Origin of the sequence: Candidatus Sulfurimonas marisnigri, assembly GCF_015265475.1 — a bacterium.
Classification (GTDB): domain Bacteria; phylum Campylobacterota; class Campylobacteria; order Campylobacterales; family Sulfurimonadaceae; genus Sulfurimonas; species Sulfurimonas marisnigri.
Genome location: NZ_CP054493.1, coordinates 497,610 through 513,621, shown reverse-complemented (window position 1 = coordinate 513,621; position 16,012 = coordinate 497,610). Strand labels below are relative to the sequence as shown.

The 16,012-nt window shown below is 33.8% G+C and carries 15 protein-coding genes; 9 read left to right on the top strand and 6 right to left on the bottom strand.

The genetic code is table 11. From position 1 onward, the window contains the following. Positions 1-9: 9 nt before the first annotated feature. Together HUE87_RS02670 and HUE87_RS02665 are read left to right on the top strand one after the other, a co-directional pair. Positions 10-3,099, top strand: coding sequence for an efflux RND transporter permease subunit (locus HUE87_RS02670; RefSeq protein WP_194367203.1), 3,090 nt, complete (start codon positions 10-12; stop codon positions 3,097-3,099). Then, on the top strand, positions 3,096-3,419 hold the full coding sequence (locus HUE87_RS02665) for a hypothetical protein (protein WP_194367202.1): 324 nt from the start codon (positions 3,096-3,098) through the stop codon (positions 3,417-3,419). Before HUE87_RS02670 ends, HUE87_RS02665 begins: the two co-directional genes overlap by 4 nt. Positions 3,420-3,817: 398 nt before the next feature. Here HUE87_RS02665 and HUE87_RS02660 read toward each other — a convergent pair whose 3' ends face one another. Continuing rightward, positions 3,818-5,128 (bottom strand): type II toxin-antitoxin system HipA family toxin, encoded by a 1,311-nt coding sequence (locus HUE87_RS02660; RefSeq protein ID WP_194367201.1) that lies wholly within the window; start codon positions 5,126-5,128, stop codon positions 3,818-3,820. Next, complete coding sequence (locus HUE87_RS02655) at positions 5,118-5,426, bottom strand: hypothetical protein (RefSeq protein ID WP_194367200.1); 309 nt, start codon at positions 5,424-5,426, stop codon at positions 5,118-5,120. The genes HUE87_RS02660 and HUE87_RS02655 overlap by 11 nt, the downstream gene beginning before the upstream one ends. 321 nt (positions 5,427-5,747) lie before the next feature. Here HUE87_RS02655 and HUE87_RS02650 point away from each other — a divergent pair, with 321 nt between their 5' ends. From HUE87_RS02650 to HUE87_RS02640, 3 genes are all read left to right on the top strand, one after another. Then, positions 5,748-6,080 carry a hypothetical protein gene (locus tag HUE87_RS02650; RefSeq protein WP_194367199.1) on the top strand — a complete coding sequence of 111 codons (333 nt, stop codon included), beginning with the start codon at positions 5,748-5,750 and terminating at the stop codon, positions 6,078-6,080. 263 nt (positions 6,081-6,343) lie between these two features. Further along, positions 6,344-6,607 carry a 30S ribosomal protein S18 gene (gene rpsR / locus HUE87_RS02645; RefSeq protein WP_194367198.1) on the top strand — a complete coding sequence of 88 codons (264 nt, stop codon included), beginning with the start codon at positions 6,344-6,346 and terminating at the stop codon, positions 6,605-6,607. 153 nt (positions 6,608-6,760) lie between these two features. Beyond that, on the top strand, positions 6,761-8,473 hold the full coding sequence (locus tag HUE87_RS02640) for a hypothetical protein (protein ID WP_194367197.1): 1,713 nt from the start codon (positions 6,761-6,763) through the stop codon (positions 8,471-8,473). Position 8,474: 1 nt separating this feature from the next. On the opposite strand, the gene HUE87_RS02635 is transcribed toward HUE87_RS02640, so the two are convergent. Both HUE87_RS02635 and serB read right to left on the bottom strand, forming a co-directional pair. Continuing rightward, on the bottom strand, positions 8,475-8,789 hold the full coding sequence (locus HUE87_RS02635) for a hypothetical protein (protein WP_194367196.1): 315 nt from the start codon (positions 8,787-8,789) through the stop codon (positions 8,475-8,477). Positions 8,790-8,878: 89 nt separating this feature from the next. Beyond that, positions 8,879-9,505, bottom strand: coding sequence for a phosphoserine phosphatase SerB (serB, locus tag HUE87_RS02630; RefSeq protein ID WP_194367195.1), 627 nt, complete (start codon positions 9,503-9,505; stop codon positions 8,879-8,881). A 110-nt stretch (positions 9,506-9,615) separates the two neighbouring features. Here serB and HUE87_RS02625 point away from each other — a divergent pair, with 110 nt between their 5' ends. Further along, on the top strand, positions 9,616-10,527 hold the full coding sequence (locus HUE87_RS02625) for a methylenetetrahydrofolate reductase (protein WP_194367194.1): 912 nt from the start codon (positions 9,616-9,618) through the stop codon (positions 10,525-10,527). 12 nt (positions 10,528-10,539) lie between these two features. After that, a complete protein-coding gene (gene serS, locus HUE87_RS02620) occupies positions 10,540-11,790 on the top strand; it encodes a serine--tRNA ligase (protein WP_194367193.1) in 1,251 nt (416 codons plus the stop codon). 76 nt (positions 11,791-11,866) lie between these two features. On the opposite strand, the gene HUE87_RS02615 is transcribed toward serS, so the two are convergent. Beyond that, positions 11,867-12,055: a hypothetical protein gene (locus tag HUE87_RS02615; protein ID WP_194367192.1), complete on the bottom strand. Its 189-nt coding sequence runs from the start codon at positions 12,053-12,055 to the stop codon at positions 11,867-11,869. A gap of 14 nt (positions 12,056-12,069) precedes the next feature. Between HUE87_RS02615 and HUE87_RS02610 the strand changes: the two genes are divergently transcribed. Beyond that, positions 12,070-12,462 carry a hypothetical protein gene (locus HUE87_RS02610; protein WP_194367191.1) on the top strand — a complete coding sequence of 131 codons (393 nt, stop codon included), beginning with the start codon at positions 12,070-12,072 and terminating at the stop codon, positions 12,460-12,462. Between the two features lie 201 nt (positions 12,463-12,663). On the opposite strand, the gene HUE87_RS02605 is transcribed toward HUE87_RS02610, so the two are convergent. Continuing rightward, positions 12,664-14,526, bottom strand: coding sequence for an SLC13 family permease (locus HUE87_RS02605; protein WP_194367190.1), 1,863 nt, complete (start codon positions 14,524-14,526; stop codon positions 12,664-12,666). A gap of 277 nt (positions 14,527-14,803) precedes the next feature. Here HUE87_RS02605 and HUE87_RS02600 point away from each other — a divergent pair, with 277 nt between their 5' ends. Next, positions 14,804-15,670 (top strand): universal stress protein, encoded by an 867-nt coding sequence (locus HUE87_RS02600; RefSeq protein WP_194367189.1) that lies wholly within the window; start codon positions 14,804-14,806, stop codon positions 15,668-15,670. The last annotated feature ends 342 nt before the right edge of the window (positions 15,671-16,012 follow it).

Below are 16,012 nucleotides of genomic sequence, written 5' to 3'. Positions count from 1 at the left end.
TAATTAATTATGTTGAATATACTTATTGACATATCACTAAAATACAAACTATTAGTGATAACGATTTTTTTAGCAATTACTGCTTTTGGCTTTAAGGCTTATCAGGAAATACCGATAGACGCTTTTCCAGACATTACACCTAAACAAGTTGTAGTTTATACAGAGAGTCCTGGAAATTCTGCTGAAGATATAGAAAAACTACTTACCTATCCAATAGAGTCTGCTTTATCAGGTATGGCAGGCGTCAAGATGATTATGTCAAACTCGTTTTTTGGTTTATCATACGTATCCGTATTTTTTGAAGATGATATGGATATATACTTTTTACGTCAACTTGTAAGTGAAAGACTAAGTGGAGTTGACATTCCTGAGGGTTGGGGAAAACCAGTATTAGGACCAAATACTACTGGACTTGGTCAAGTATTTTGGTATGAGATAAAAGACACTACTGATAAATACTCACTTCGTGAAATTAGAGAGATGCAGGACTATATTGTAACTCCACTGTTTAAAAGTGTAAGTGGTGTTGAAGAAGTTGTTGGCTGGGGTGGACATGAGAAGCAATATAATGTTCTCATTAATACTAAAAAGCTACAAGATATTGGTGTAACGTACGGAGATGTTGTAAGTGCTTTACAAAGGAGTAATCAAGCAGCGGGTGGTCAATACTTAGAGTTCAATCGTGAACAGTATTTAATTCGTGGTGCAGGACTTTATAATACTCTTGATGATATTCGCAATACTGTTATTAAATTTGAAGCAGGACATTCTGTCACTATACAAGATGTTGCTACAGTTGAATCGGGTTCAGCTCCAAGGTTTGGAGCGGTAAGCATAGATGGAAGTGAAGCAGTAATGGGAATGGTTCTTCAAAGAACTGCCACAAATGCTGCTCAAGTTGTAGAGCTAATCAAAGAAAAAATTGATACAGTAAACGCAGCACTTCCAAAAGGTGTTACTGTTGAGACTATTTATGATAGAACAGAGATAACACATAAAGCTGTTAATACGATGACATCTGCTCTTTTGTCAGGTATGGTTTTGGTTGCAATAGTGTTATTTTTATTTTTGTTTGAATTACGTTCCGCTTTTATCGTAATTATATCTTTACCACTATCTTTATTAGTTGCATTTTTATTGATGGATTATTACAATGTAAGTGCAAATCTTATGAGTCTTAGTGGTCTTGCAATTGCCGTCGGAATGATTGTTGATGGAACCATTGTTGTTGTTGAAAATAGTTTTAGAAAGCTCCATGATGAACCAAATGCACCTAGATTGCAAGTTATAGCGGATTCAGCCAAGGAAGTAGCAACTCCCGTTACCTTTGCAGTTTTGATAATAGCGGCTGTTTTTATACCTCTCTTATCTCTTGATGGACTAGCGGGGAAACTTTATAGTCCAATGGCATTAAACATTGTTTTTGTAATGCTAGGTTCTTTATTTGTAGCACTTACATTAGTTCCAGTATTAACGTATTTACTACTTAAGCCATCAAAGTCCAAAGAGAATTCATTGATGAGAGGTGTAAAAAAAGCTTATACTCCATTATTGATGTTGGCTCTTGGACATGCAAAATTTTTTTTAATAGCTGTATCTGTAATCTTTGTTGGTTTAGCTTATATTTTAAGTCAGCAAGGTCGTGAGTTTATGCCTGAGCTAAATGAAGAGTCTATTATGTATAGGGTTATATCTATACCTGGAACTGGTTTAGCACAATCAACTCAAACAGCAAGTGAAATAGAAAAACATATATTAAAAAACTACCCAAATGAAGTAACATCTGTTCTTTCAATGATAGGAAGAAGTGAAAAGGGAGAAACGGCTCAAGCAAACTATATGGAAGTTCTTTTAACACTTAAAGATAATATAGAAAACCTTGAAGATTTAACCCAAAAGATGAATAAAGATTTAAAACATACTTTTGAATATGTTCAGTTTATTCCTACTCAACCTATCGCTATGAGAATTGAGGAATTGCTTGAAGGTGTAAAAGCAGAATTGGCAGTTAAAATATATGGCGATGACCAAAAAGTGTTAGACTCTATCGCTAAATCTATTCAAGCTAAACTCAAAGGTGTTGATGGTTTAGAAGAGATGGAAGTTGAAGTTCAACTTGGTCAAGCACAAATTAAAATTGAGCCAAATTATTTAGCACTTGCTCGTTATGGAATTAACGTTGATGAAGTAATGAGTGTTATTCGTAATGGAATTGGTGAGGAAGCAGTTTCTGAAAAAATAGAAGGTATTCGTCGTTTTGGAATAGTACCTAAGATTAAAGGTGCGAAAGAAGATATAGAGTCAGTTAAAGCTTTAACTATACGTGCAAATAATGGTGTGTTAGTTAGTTTAGAACAGATTTGTGACATTTCTGTAAGTCATGGTTCTTCTTTCATTAAACGAGAAAACCTTAGTCGATATATGGTACTTTCTATGGAAGTGGAAGGTCGAGATGTAGCTTCTTTCGTGGAGGAAGCTAATCAAATTATTAAAGAGCAAGTTGTTATTCCAAATGGTTATTACATAGGTTGGGCTGGGGACTTTAAAAATATGAAAGAAGCAACCAAAAAGTTGATGATTTTAATCCCTATTACAATATTTTTAATCATTCTACTTTTATACACGGCTTTTAATTCTTTCTCAAAAGCTATGCTTATTTTAATTAATGTACCTTTTGGATTTATTGGTGGAATAATTGCCCTTTTATATGCAGATATTTACCTTTCTGTATCAGCAATAATAGGTTTCTTAGCCATATTCGCAATAGCTATATTAAATGGAATAGTTTTAGTGAGTTTTATTGATGAACTTAGGACTAAATTCCTGCATGTAGACTTAAAAACTATTTTAAAAGACGCGACTCTTTTAAGACTTCGTCCAGTTTTAATGACGGCGTTTACTACTCTCTTCGGTATCTTACCATTGCTATACGCTACTGGTGTAGGAAGCGAAATTCAATATCCACTCTCAGTTGTAATTACTGGTGGAATTATAAGTTCAACACTTTTAACTCTACTTATTTTACCTTCAACATATCTGCTTTTTTATAATAAAGAGCATACAACTATATCTGCTAAAGATAAAAAGGATTTAAGATGAAATATTTAACACTACTAATAACTCCTATGTTCGTGTTTGCTCAAGGGCAAACACTTACACCAAGTGAGCATAACTCAATACATGGTTATAATAATAGACCGATGGTTAAAATACAGAAAAAAAGAAACATGCATAAATTACATCAAGTTGATGAAGAAGATGCAATTAGAATAGCAAAAGAGTCTACCAAAGAGGATGTACAAGAAATCAGGTTAACTCATACTGGAAATATTATGTTTTATAAAGTGCAAACTCAGAGTTACTATCTTGAAATTAATGCTATGGATGGCTCTGTTATTGACAAAAAGGTTAGGAAGTAACATCGTTAACAATGCTAATATTGTCCTTTATCTGGATATTGGAGTTTAAGATTTAAAGATAAAGGACAGGTATATGACTTATTAAATAATAGAAAAATTAGTGTAGAAAATATATATGGATAAAAATGTAAAAGGTCCAAAAATTATTATTGAGCTGCCTTTAAAATTCATTTCTTAAACTCTTATATTTGGAGCAGATTTTAGTAACAGAAAGACGGTTCCAAATGGAGTTGAATTTTTGAACTTACTCCAAAAACTACAGGTTTTGCAACTTTCTAAGTTTCAAACTAAATTGTTGAACTATGATATAATTTTAATTACTACCGGTTACTGACACAAAACTTGTAACGGTCTCTTTTTAGGGAACATTCCAGTTTACACAGTTTATTTTACGGTCTCTATAATTGCATCAGAGATTGATTTTCTCGTATTAGTTTAGCTTGAAAATTAATCTCTTTTTCACAGTTTTCTATTTCATCAGATTCTATCCCTATAGACTCAGCGATATTTTTAAATGATGTCAGCTCCTTTGAACACACATTGATTATTTTCATTGCGTCGCTCTCGCTGATTAAGTTCTTTTTAGCAATACTCAAAAAATCTTCAATAGTAAAATCAATTCCTTTTCCGTTAATAGTTGTCATGTGCTCTTTTGTAATTCCCTTGGAGAATGTAATATCAAATGCAGGGGACAAATCCCAATTACCTTTTCTATCCATGATAAATTCAAAGTTTTTCGCATGGTCATCTAGATTTAAAGATAAGGCATTGAAAATCATTCTTTTATACAACTCTATAATACTTGATTGTTTAGCACATACTTTATTTGTAAAAGAAAATAGTTCCTCATAAGACATTACCTTAGCTACCGTTATATCTTTGTGAAGTAATCCTGATGCACTACATTTGTGTATTTTATTATCATTAGCATCTCTATCAAAACGCTCTAAAATTAAATGTGTCTCATTATCTCTTTGGTGCAAATGCATAGTTGCTATATTTATTCCACAATTTTTAGCCATAGTCATATAGACATATTCAAGTTTAGTCAGCCCAATGCTTTCATCAACACCATCTTCGTTCGGATATAATTCATCAAACTTAATAATGGATCTTATGTAACCATCTTCTAAGCTTGTATTGTTGTATTTAATAGCATTAGTAATAGGATTAAATGATATTAACATCTTAGGTCTTGCACCCCCAACCGGAGATGCACTATCTATAATATTCATCAAAGAATCAATAGTATATTCTTTTTTATCTCCAAGCGTATCTCTAATATCTTCTCTTAATTTTTTTACATTTTGTATTTCATTTACGACAACAAAATTATTATCATGTTCTTTAGGTCTATACTCTATTGCACCCAAACCCCTGTCTGCAATAAAGGTAAGCTTATGCAGGATAGTTACATCTTTTAGTGCAAAACCTTTTTTCTCAAAATATCTATCAATGAAGGGCATCCCATGCTTATCTGGAAGTGAATCAAAAAATACTCCAGCTAATCCTTTATAAATATCTATACTATCTTTATTTATATAAGTCCCTTGGGTATCTGACAAGCTAAGTTTTAGTGGTGATATATCAATGTTTTTTAAAAGAAACATCTCATCATATTCAAAGTGCACTAAACCTTCATATATAACAAGTGTTCCTATTTTCATTCCATATATAAAAGCTTCAACCTCAAGAAAATCATTTTTCATTTCTGATCCTTTTTGGGAGTTCTTTTTTCTTGTTTATATCTCTAATATCTTGAATGCTTAGTTGTTCTTTGAATTCTATTAACCCTTCTAAATTATTCCACATTTTTAAAACATGCATAATTTTGATTAGAGCTATTAGATTAGTATTTTTTTTATAAATGAAATTTTGATATGCCGTTACAGAAATATCAGCCATAGTGCACAGATCAGATTGTTTCAGCCTTTTTGTCTTTCGTGCTCTTTCTATGTTTTCAACCAATATATCTATTGTTTCTGACGGTGTTTTTAATTCAATCATAATACTTCTTATTAAGTGTTTAAATAGTTATTTTTATATTTAATACTTTTATTTAAGAGTATTATATCATAAACAAAATATAGCAAGTAAAAAGTATTTATCAATTAAATATACTGGTTCCAAAGATTACACAAGGAATATAATTATGCATAATTTACTAGAAATAGAAAGAGTAGTGCTTTCATCTATAAAATAAACACAATAAAATTAACTTTATATATATTTGAAAACTACAATTTGAATTACTATTACAAATAGTATTAAGCTTATAATTACATATATATATCGATATCATATTACAAGATGTGTGAAGGAAATGTTATGAATAGTTTGATAATAGCTTTACTACCTATTTTACTATTTACTGGCTGTTTTAGAGTGATACCAGAGAGTGCCGTGTTACCAAAAATACATATGGATAAGAAGTATACGAAATCTAAAAAGATGACTTTCAATGATAATGTTTTTAGTGTAAATAGTCCAAATGGTGGTTTAGTTGTTTTAAATAGAGATAATGGTTTTACTTTTATCAACCCTAATACAAATGAAAAGATAAAAGAGTTAGATAAGACTTACGAAAAACTGCTGAATTTAACTCCGCTATTGACAGTTAAGCAAAATTCTTTAATTGTTCAGAGAGTTCAATTCATTTAGTTATTATAGCGTGATTGAAAGTACATCAACAACAGAAAAGTTTATTGAATTAAAAGTTGCACAAGATTTATTTGGAACTTAACTACGATATAAAATGTAAATAAAAATGCCATATATTTACAAATTTATACATATTGTTTACATTTTTAAAAAAATTAGGTACAATTCCATCAATATCAACATAATCTAGAGGGTTAAAAGCTTGTTTACACTTTTTTGGTAAACATAACCATTTTAGAAAATAGATAACAAAAGGAAATAACATGGCAGAAAGAAGAAAATACAAAAAAAGATTTTGTAAGTATTGTGAAGCAAAAGTAGATTTTATGGATTATAAAGATGTAGGAGCCCTACGTTTTTCACTTTCAGAAAGATATAAAATCATGCCTCGTCGTTTAACAGGTAACTGTAAACGTCACCAAGATATGATCTCAACAGTTATTAAAAGAGCTCGTGCAGCAGCATTAGTTCCATACACTGTAACAAGAAAGACAGTAGTAACTGCACCATTTGAAAATTTAAGATAATTTTCATGTAATGCCCTAAACAGGGCATTGCAAAACCATATTTATATTTTTTGCTACTTTTCACTACTCACAAATACAACTCTCTCTTTTAAATTATCATAACTGTTAATTTAGGAATATTTTTTGCTACAAGAGTAATAAAAAAGTACCCACATGCACTATATTTTAGCCATTATCATACTCGTAACTTCCCTTTATGCAAAAACAAAAGAGTTCTCTATTGTCGTAGATGAACCATTTAGTAATACGTTGCTTGATGTAACAGAAAATTATGATCGTACTATAAGTGCAGTTGGATTTATCAAAACACAAAAAAGTATTGTCTCAAAGAAAGGAACTACTTACACTAATGCATTTGATTATCTCTCATCTATATCAAATACTCATGGTTCTCAAATACATTTAGTAAAAGTAGATAACCAAGCTAATATTACACTTAGAAAATCTATAAATCTTAATAACTTCAACGAAGCAGTTTCTATACTTAAAACACCAGAAAGTGGATACTATATTGGTGGTTACACTCTTGATGGTTCTTTATTAATTCTAAAACTTAACTCAGATGGTGATATTATCTTTAGAAAAACATTTGGGACAAGCAATTATGACAAAATGAGTAATCTAATATTGCTTAAAGATGGTGGTGTCCTAGCTATTGGTTCCTCAGTAACTACAAGATCAAGAAATGACAAACTGTTTGAAAGTGGACTTGGTCTTAATGATATATATATAAGTAGGTTTTCAAAAGATGGAATCAAGCTATGGAGTAAAAAATTTGGAACTGAATATGATGACAAAGGGATAGATGCAACTGAAGCAAATGATGGTTCTATTATTGTTTTAAGTCAAACAAATCATGATAAGTTCAAAAATATATCTATTATGAGATTAACAGAGAATGGAGATAGTATCTGGCTAGATCATTACAGAAATGAAAAGCTTATAACTCCACATAAGATTATTCAACTCAAAGACAATAACTTTGTTATATCTCTTAGTCAAGAAGATGATATGCATAAACAGCAGATAAGGCTAATGAAGTTTGACATACAAAAAAATATTTTATTAGACAAAATAATCCATACAACATATGCTAGTACCTTAAAAGATATAAAAGAGTATTCAGACTCGAAACTTATTGGCGTTGGATATGTAAGTGATACATATAACAGAGATGGTCTAGCAATGCTTTTAGATAGCGAGTTCAATATGCTACAACAAGAACACTTTGGCGAAGAGAGCTATGATGAATTTAGTGCTCTTACTATCTTGCACAACTCTCAAGCAGTTGCTGTTGGGGTACATACAGATAAAGACTCCCAAGAGACAAACATGTGGCTTGTAAAGCTGAATAAAGATATTTCACTAGCTCAAACTGCACCCAGAGCAACTGATTTTTATAAAGAGTTATGCAGAGTATTCAAAGATGAAATAAACTCTCATAAACTAATTATTAAAGAAGATTTATCGATTATGTTTATTGATAAAAGTTTATATTTTAAAACTGCTCAATATAAGCTAACTGGCAAACAAGAAAAGTTTTTAAAAAGTTTTGGCGAAAAACTTCTCCCTTTTTTACATGTAAATAAAATGCTTATTAATACACTAGAAATCAATGGGCATACTTCAAGTGAATGGGCTGGTGCAGACTTTACAAACACTTATTTATTAAATGAAAAATTATCTATGAATAGGTCTTTTTCTACACTTGCTTATATGTTTAAAAAACAAGATATAAAGACTCAAAACTTGCTATCAAACATAATTAAAGGTAGCGGACTTAACTCTTCAAAGAGAGTAATACTTGATGAAAAAGAGGATAGAGAAAAATCCAGAAGGGTCTCCTTCAAGATTATTCTAAAGTAGTTTAATCTTCTATTGTAGTAGATCTAAAATCTAGACGAACTTTGTCCTGTTTTAGTTTTTTGTATAGTTTAAATTTAGCTTGCTCTAGCTCTTCATCACTATATGAAAAAGTAGATTTTAGTTCATCATTACCGAGTCCTGCGCTGTCCATGGCAAACAGTCTCATCTCTTTTTTAGTAAGCTTTGCCTTAAGTAAAGCATAAAGTACTTTATCATCTGAAATAAGATCGACTGTAGTCATTTTACAAAATTCTGCCAACTTCTCTCTAAAACTATTCTCGCCGTTATACTGTCTCCAGATACTATTTTCAAGCATTATATATCCCTATTATTTATTTCTCATACAATCCGAACAAAGTCCAGATTATATTCATTCACTGAAGCTTTGGCCTCGCCAAAAAAGAGTTAATTCAACTCTTTTAATATTTGTGTTAAATCTTTTGTTTCTATTATAATATTAGCTTCTTTTTTCAAAATCTCTCTTGCGCAAAAAGCCACTCTTGTTCGGGCATGAGCAAACATAGATAAATCATTTGCGCCATCACCACACACAAGCGTCTCATCTTCGCTTACCCCAAGAATATTTTGAAGTCTTACCAACATGTCACCTTTTGAGAAGTTAAACATCATGTCACCACCGACAAGTCCGGTAAGCTTTCCATCTTTGACATGTAAAGCATTTGAAAAGTCAGCATCATAACCCAAGATATCCTTAGCATAGCTTGTAGCAGTCCTAAACCCACCACTAAAACATACTACAGTCATACCTCTTTTTTTAAGCTTTGCTATTGTCTCTTTAGCACCTGGCATGTAGGGCAGATTGTGGCTAATCTTTTCAACAATGCTGAAGTCAAGACCTTTTAAAAGACTCACTCTTTGCTGAAGTGATTCAAAAAAATCTAACTCGCCACTCATTGCTGCCTCGGTTATTTTACTAACCTTTTCACCAAGTCCAAGTTCTTCTGCAAAAAAATCAATAGTCTCACCATCCATAAGCGTAGAATCAAAATCAAAAACGGCTAGTTTTAACATATATTTTTCTCTCTTTAGTTATAATGTCGCAATTATACCCGCGCTAACTAAAAACTTAGTTACATTTGATTTATTAGTGCACTTAACAATACCAAGACGCAGGACTTTTTTTGTTTGATGAACTGATAAATAAATTAAAAAATGATACATATATTACACTAGAAACCACACCTGGTCACTCCCCTGTTTTCACTCCAACAGTAGATAAGATTGCAGAGTTAGAACTTGACAAACTAGTAGATGGTTTTACAACGACTGACAACCCGCTGGCTAAACTAAAATATAACGCTCTTTTTGCAGCCAAAATATTGCAGGATAGATTTAATAAACCAGTTATTGCAACTATGAGCATGCGAGATAGAAACAAAATTGCTCTACAATCAGACCTCTTAGGTGCAAATGAAGTAGATATTAGAGCCATACTAGCACTTACAGGTGACCCTGCGACAATATCTGACCAGCCACATGCAAAAGGTGTATTTGAAGGGGACAGTTCTCTTTTACTAGACATCATATCTTGTTTTAACAGTGGTATAAATTATGCAGGTAAACCACTTACAGTAAAACCTAAAACACTCTACCCTTTTGCAGTTGTCAACTCATATGCAAAAAATCCAAAAACACTTCAAAAGAAGATACAAAAAAAGATAAAACATGGAGCAATTGGGATTATCACTCAACCTGTTTATGACATAGAAAATGCTTTGCAGCTTTTAGAACTTCGAGATGCAGCAAATGCTGAGTGTTGTTCTGAAGATAAAAAAGGGGAGCTGATTATTGGTCTATTTCCTATAACTAAGCTACGTACTGCACAATTTTTGTCTGCTCATGTGCCTGGAATAAATGTGCCAGGCTCTTGGCTCGAAGCACTTAGAGAAGCTAATCTAGAAGGTGCTCAAGAAGAGTACAGAGTTGGATTTGAACTTAGTAAAAAGCTTTTTGATGATGTTAAAAAACTTCATCCAAAGATTCACTTGATGACAGCTAACCAATTTCAACTTGCTCGTGACATATTAATATAAAATAGGAAGATTATGATTGATTTAAAATTATTACAAAAAGATTTTGATGTCGTTAGTGCAAAGTTAATGCGCAAAGGTGTTGATGCTAAACTTATTGAAAATTTAAAAACTAAAAATGAAGAACTAAAGTTAGCAAAATCAGATTTTGAAACACTTCAAGCAGCTCAAAATAGTATGAGTAAAGAGTTTGGAGTTTATAAACGAGAAGGCAAAGATGTTGGTGCACTTAAGGCTAAAGTTGATGCAAATAAAATAAAAATAACTGAGGCGTTAGAGATTCAAAGAGTTAAACAAGAAGAGTTAGAGACTCTTGCCATGAGTATCCCAAATATACCGGATGATAATGTTCCAGATGGCGCTGACGAAAATGACAATATAGAGATAAGAAAAGTTTTAATGCCAAAAGAGTTTAGCTTTACACCCAAAGAGCATTGGGAACTAGCTGAGAAAAATGGCTGGATAGACTTTGAACGCGGCGTTAAACTTGCAACTAGCCGTTTTAGTGTAAGCTTTGGTATGGGGGCAAGATTAGAGCGTGCACTTATAAACTTTATGCTTGACTTTAATCGCCAAAGAGGCTTTGAAGAAGTTAGTGTTCCAGCACTTGTAAACAGAGCTGCGCTAGAGGGAACCGGGCAACTTCCTAAGTTTGAAGATGACTTATACAAAATGCAAGGCCAAGAGTTATTTTTAATTCCTACTGCAGAAGTTCCTGTAACCAACCTCTACCAGGATGAGATACTTCCTGAAGATAAACTACCAATCAAAATGACAGCTTATACATCATGTTTTAGAAAAGAGGCTGGAGCTGCAGGGCGTGATACAAGAGGCATGATTAGACAGCATCAGTTTCACAAAGTAGAACTTGTCACTCTAGCAAAACCTGAACAAAGTGATGAAATATTTAGTGAGATGGTTACATGTGCATCTGATATTTTAACTGCGCTTGAGCTTCCTCACCGCCTAGTAACACTATGTACTGGAGATTTAGGTTTCAGTGCGGCCAATACAGTTGATATAGAGGTGTGGTTACCTGGTCAAGCAACTTACCGTGAGATATCATCTGTATCAAACACAAGAGAGTTCCAAGCTAGACGTGCAAAAATCCGTTATAAAGATGGAAAGAAAAATTCTTTTGTTCACACACTAAACGGCTCATCTTTAGCTGTTGGCAGAACTTTAGTAGCTATTATGGAAAACTTCCAAAACGAAGATGGTTCAATAGATATACCTGAAGTTTTAAAACCTTATTTAGGAATATAATTATATTTTTTTTATAAATAGGCAGTATATACTGCCTATTTACTGCCACATTTTTAGTGGTATTTTTTATTGTGTTTTATTTTTTACGAAATTTAGAAATTTTAAAATTAGGTGGAGTCAGTTTAAAACTATTAAAAGGATTTTTATATTGTTCCTTCATTTGTAAATCATATGTTTTAGATTGAAACTTTCTTAATTTCACTATATCAATTTCACCTGCGATTAATGAAATATTCTTTCCACCTTTAATTTTTACAATATCCATAGATTCGCTCTTTGTTGGTTGAGTTATTCTACTATCACCATATTGGGCTTAATGAAAAATTTGGGCTCCTAAAACATTCATATGGAAAAAGAGGCTTATACAAGGCTTTTAAAGATTATCCAGTACAAATGTGTCACTTTCATCAAAAGAAAGTTATACAAAGATATATCACAATGCATCCAAGACTAGAAGCCGGTAAAGATCTTCAAAAAATTATGTACAACCTGACATCAACAACTCAAACTATTTTTACAAAAAAACTTAATGAATGGTATGAAAAGCATAGAGATTTTTTAGCAGAGAAAACTGTTAAACCTGAAACTTTAAAAGAATCATTTACTCATCAAAAACTTGTATCAGCATACAAAAAGCTTAACAACACATCTTCCATAACTTTTTACGTATAAGAATGAAAAAAATATAGTTATTAACAACACTACAAATGCATTAGATGGCGGAGTGTTTTCTCCTATTAAAAAACTTTTAAAAATACACAATGGATTTAGTAAGAGTTTGAAACTTAAAATAGTAGATGACTACCTGGTAAATTATAAGAATAAATAATTATTTAGGAGCCCAAATTTTTCATTAAGCCCCATTTTCCGACATCATAGTGGCCAGACCCATAGTATTGCGGGTACACTTACTGCTACAACAATGATTTCCAGCAGTAGTCCCATGCGCCAGTAATCGCCAAAACGAAAGCCGCTTGGTCCAAGGATCAGGGTATTGTTTTGGTGACCGATAGGTGTCAAAAAAGCACAGGAAGCTCCCACTGCAATAGCCATTAAAAAGGCATCGGGATTTACCTCGAGTTGAGCCGCGGTACTGATTGCAATTGGGCACATTACCGCTGCCGTGGCAGCATTGTTCACCAGGTCGGAAAGAAACATAGTAACCACTAGCAGTGTTATCAGCCCAAGGATAGCATTCCCCTGTGTTACATTATCCAGCAAAAAATGTGCAATCGCGTCAGCTGCACCAGTAGAGGCGACAGCACCGGCAACCGGGAGCATCGCTGCTAACAACACAATCACCGGCCAATCGATAGTTGTGTATACAGATCGAAGCGGCACGATACCCAGCATGATATAGGCAAACACTGCACCGGCGAACAACACGGGCACCGGGAATAGACCTAATACAGTAGCGCCAACTGTAATAGCTATGATTAATGAAGCGATAAGTGCCTGTCCATTTTTGGGAACCAGGATGTCACGTGGAGCAAGCGGCAGACAGCCGAATAAGGAGGCAAAACTGGCAATTGCCTCAGGTGTTCCTTGCATAAGTAACACATCACCAGCCTTGATGGAAATAGAACTTAAGCGTTGAATCGAACGATGACCCTCTCTCGATATAGCCAATAGGCTAATACCGTATCTGGCTCGCAGGTCAAGAGCTAAGGCCGAGCGGCCGATCAAAATTGCATTTGGCTTTACTACCAGTTCCTGAATTAGCACCTCTGATGATTTATGCTTATCACTATTGTTTTTCTCATTATTAGCCTCGCTGATTGTTCCCGTCTCAGCTTGCAGTGGCTCCACTTCTTCTTCGGTGTTGCCCTTCTCTGCATCGGCTAACACTAAATCCTCTTCCAGCTTGAGGCCCAGGCTTGAAAGTACGGATGATAGTGACTCTGGCTCGACTTCAATAAGCAGGATATCGCCTTCCTCTAATACCCGCCAGGGATTTGGTATAGAAATATGGACATCATTGCGTATCATGCTGAGAATCTGAGCATCGGCTTCATCCAGCATTTGCTCAACTTCACGCAAGCGCTTATTCACCGCTTTACTGCCTTCAACAATACGAACTTCACTAAGATATTTGGCACTGTCAAAGCTGCCAGTATCCGCCTGTTCTCGTGTGGGTACCAATCGCCAGCCGATAAGCCCGACAAAAACAATGCCAAAGGCAGCGACTGCAAGACCGACAGGAGTAAAGTCAAATATACTGAAGCTTTCCATTCCTGTGGTCGCTCTGAACTCGGAAACGATCAGGTTGGGCGGAGTCCCGATGAGTGTGGTCATGCCACCAAGAATTGAGCCAAAGGCCAGTGGCATAAGAATTTTACCCGGAGGCAGGTTCTGCTTGGCAGCCATCTGAATAGCCACAGGCATGAGAACGGCTAAGGCGCCAACATTGTTCATGAAAGCCGACAACAGGGCGGCCAAACCGATGAGTGCAAAAATACTAACAGTTGGTCCTGCAGAGGTTGGAATGAATCGTTGGGATAGTATATCAATCGCACCGGAAATCAACAGGCCATGACCGAGTACGAGCACACAGGCCACCGTAATTACTGCCGGGTGAGCAAACCCGGAAAAAGCTTCATTACCAGGTACTAGACCCGTGACTACGCAAACCAGCAAAGCACTCATTGCAACCAAGTCATGACGCCAACGTCCCCAAAGGAAGATGACCATAGTAGCAAATAGCACAGCAATAACTATAACTTGATCGTTTGTCATAAAAAATCTCTTGTATTAATTAAAAGTGTTGTGATCAGCAGAGTACTACCCCCTCCTATCATTTTATATTATCAGTATATCGAATATGTCCTATTATTTCTTAAACAGATACAAAATAGAGGCCGATAAAAGTTTAAAAATATTGGAAAAATCGGGATATAAAAATTCTTTAATCATTAAATGGCCACAAAAAAGATGTTCCTTTTAATAAAAAAAGAGTAAGCTAGAGAAATCTAAAGAATGTATGTATTAAAGAAAGAAAAAAGAAAGGTATATGATGAAAACGCTAAAAAGAATTGTTGTCGGAATAGATATTTTAGAAAAATCAAATAATGTTTTAAAAAGAGCATTTATGTTGGCAAGAGAGAATAAGGCTCAATTATTTGTTATTCATGCTATACAAATACCTTGGTTGGCTATGCCAAACTATTTTAATAGAGGTGAAATTTCCATTGATAAGAGTGGCGTTAAAGAAAAGATAGAGAAAAAGATAAAAGGACTGAATACAGATGGCAAGATAACTTGTTCAGTCTCTGTAAAAGAAGGTGATGCTGATGATGTGATACTTCATGCAGCAAAGTCATATAAAGCAGATATGATTATTATAGGGGTGCACAGTAAGTCAAAAGGCGGAAAAAATTTGCTGGGAACAACCGCACAAAAAGTAGTAAATCAAAGTCATTCGCCAGTTTTAATTGTCAAGAAGAATGTCGAAGGTAACTATCAAGATATATTAGCTCCAACAGATTTCGAAACACAATCAAAACAGAGTATCTTGATTGCAAAAAATATTTTTCCAAAAGCAAAAATAAGTGTAATTCACACCTACGAGACAATCGATATAAAAGGTCCATACATCCCATATGGATATGATTTAGAACACTCTAATAAAATGGCGAAAGTTCGTGCTACAAAAGAGATGAAGGATTTCATAAAAGATGTCTCTGCTGAAAAAGGAAAAGTGATGGATGGAAAGCTAGATTATAAAAAAGTAATACTTCAATACATAAAAAAAGACTCTTACGATCTTGTAGTTATAGGTTCACAGGGCACTGCAGGACTTAAAGCATTATTGGGAAGCGTTGCTTCATATATCTTAAAAACATCTCCCTGTGATGTGTTGATTTATGTAGCTAAAGATTGATTTTATCAATTCTCTCCTGTACTGCCAGCAAGTTTAAATATAGTACAAAAATGAACCATATTTTGATGAAAAAGCATCTTCTACAATGTAAATTATTGCCGACCGGGTAAGCCAATGTTGGCTTTTTAATTAACAACTTTCATAAAGTTATTCTACACAGTATTAAAGACTAATCATTACAATTATTCGGTGCCATTCAGAGTCTATCTCGATGAAATTCCAGCATCCGAAGTCACACTAAACTTAAACCTCATAACTTCTTATTTTTGGAACACGAAGCACTCATATTAGTTTTCCATGTTCCACAAAGTGTTCAAAAAGTAAAAACTGCAAAGTTCCACA

Bases quoted from the DNA above. Each gene is read 5' to 3' on its own strand.
- HUE87_RS02600 (WP_194367189.1), top strand. From the start codon at position 14,804: ATGAAAACGCTAAAAAGAATTGTTGTCGGAATAGATATTTTAGAAAAA.
- HUE87_RS02635 (WP_194367196.1), bottom strand. From the start codon at position 8,789: ATGCTTGAAAATAGTATCTGGAGACAGTATAACGGCGAGAATAGTTTT.
- HUE87_RS02650 (WP_194367199.1), top strand. From the start codon at position 5,748: ATGAATAGTTTGATAATAGCTTTACTACCTATTTTACTATTTACTGGC.
- HUE87_RS02605 (WP_194367190.1), bottom strand. From the start codon at position 14,526: ATGACAAACGATCAAGTTATAGTTATTGCTGTGCTATTTGCTACTATG.
- serB (WP_194367195.1), bottom strand. From the start codon at position 9,505: ATGTTAAAACTAGCCGTTTTTGATTTTGATTCTACGCTTATGGATGGT.
- HUE87_RS02615 (WP_194367192.1), bottom strand. From the start codon at position 12,055: ATGGATATTGTAAAAATTAAAGGTGGAAAGAATATTTCATTAATCGCA.
- HUE87_RS02665 (WP_194367202.1), top strand. From the start codon at position 3,096: ATGAAATATTTAACACTACTAATAACTCCTATGTTCGTGTTTGCTCAA.
- serS (WP_194367193.1), top strand. From the start codon at position 10,540: ATGATTGATTTAAAATTATTACAAAAAGATTTTGATGTCGTTAGTGCA.
- HUE87_RS02660 (WP_194367201.1), bottom strand. From the start codon at position 5,128: ATGAAAAATGATTTTCTTGAGGTTGAAGCTTTTATATATGGAATGAAA.
- rpsR (WP_194367198.1), top strand. From the start codon at position 6,344: ATGGCAGAAAGAAGAAAATACAAAAAAAGATTTTGTAAGTATTGTGAA.
- HUE87_RS02655 (WP_194367200.1), bottom strand. From the start codon at position 5,426: ATGATTGAATTAAAAACACCGTCAGAAACAATAGATATATTGGTTGAA.
- HUE87_RS02670 (WP_194367203.1), top strand. From the start codon at position 10: ATGTTGAATATACTTATTGACATATCACTAAAATACAAACTATTAGTG.
- HUE87_RS02640 (WP_194367197.1), top strand. From the start codon at position 6,761: ATGCACTATATTTTAGCCATTATCATACTCGTAACTTCCCTTTATGCA.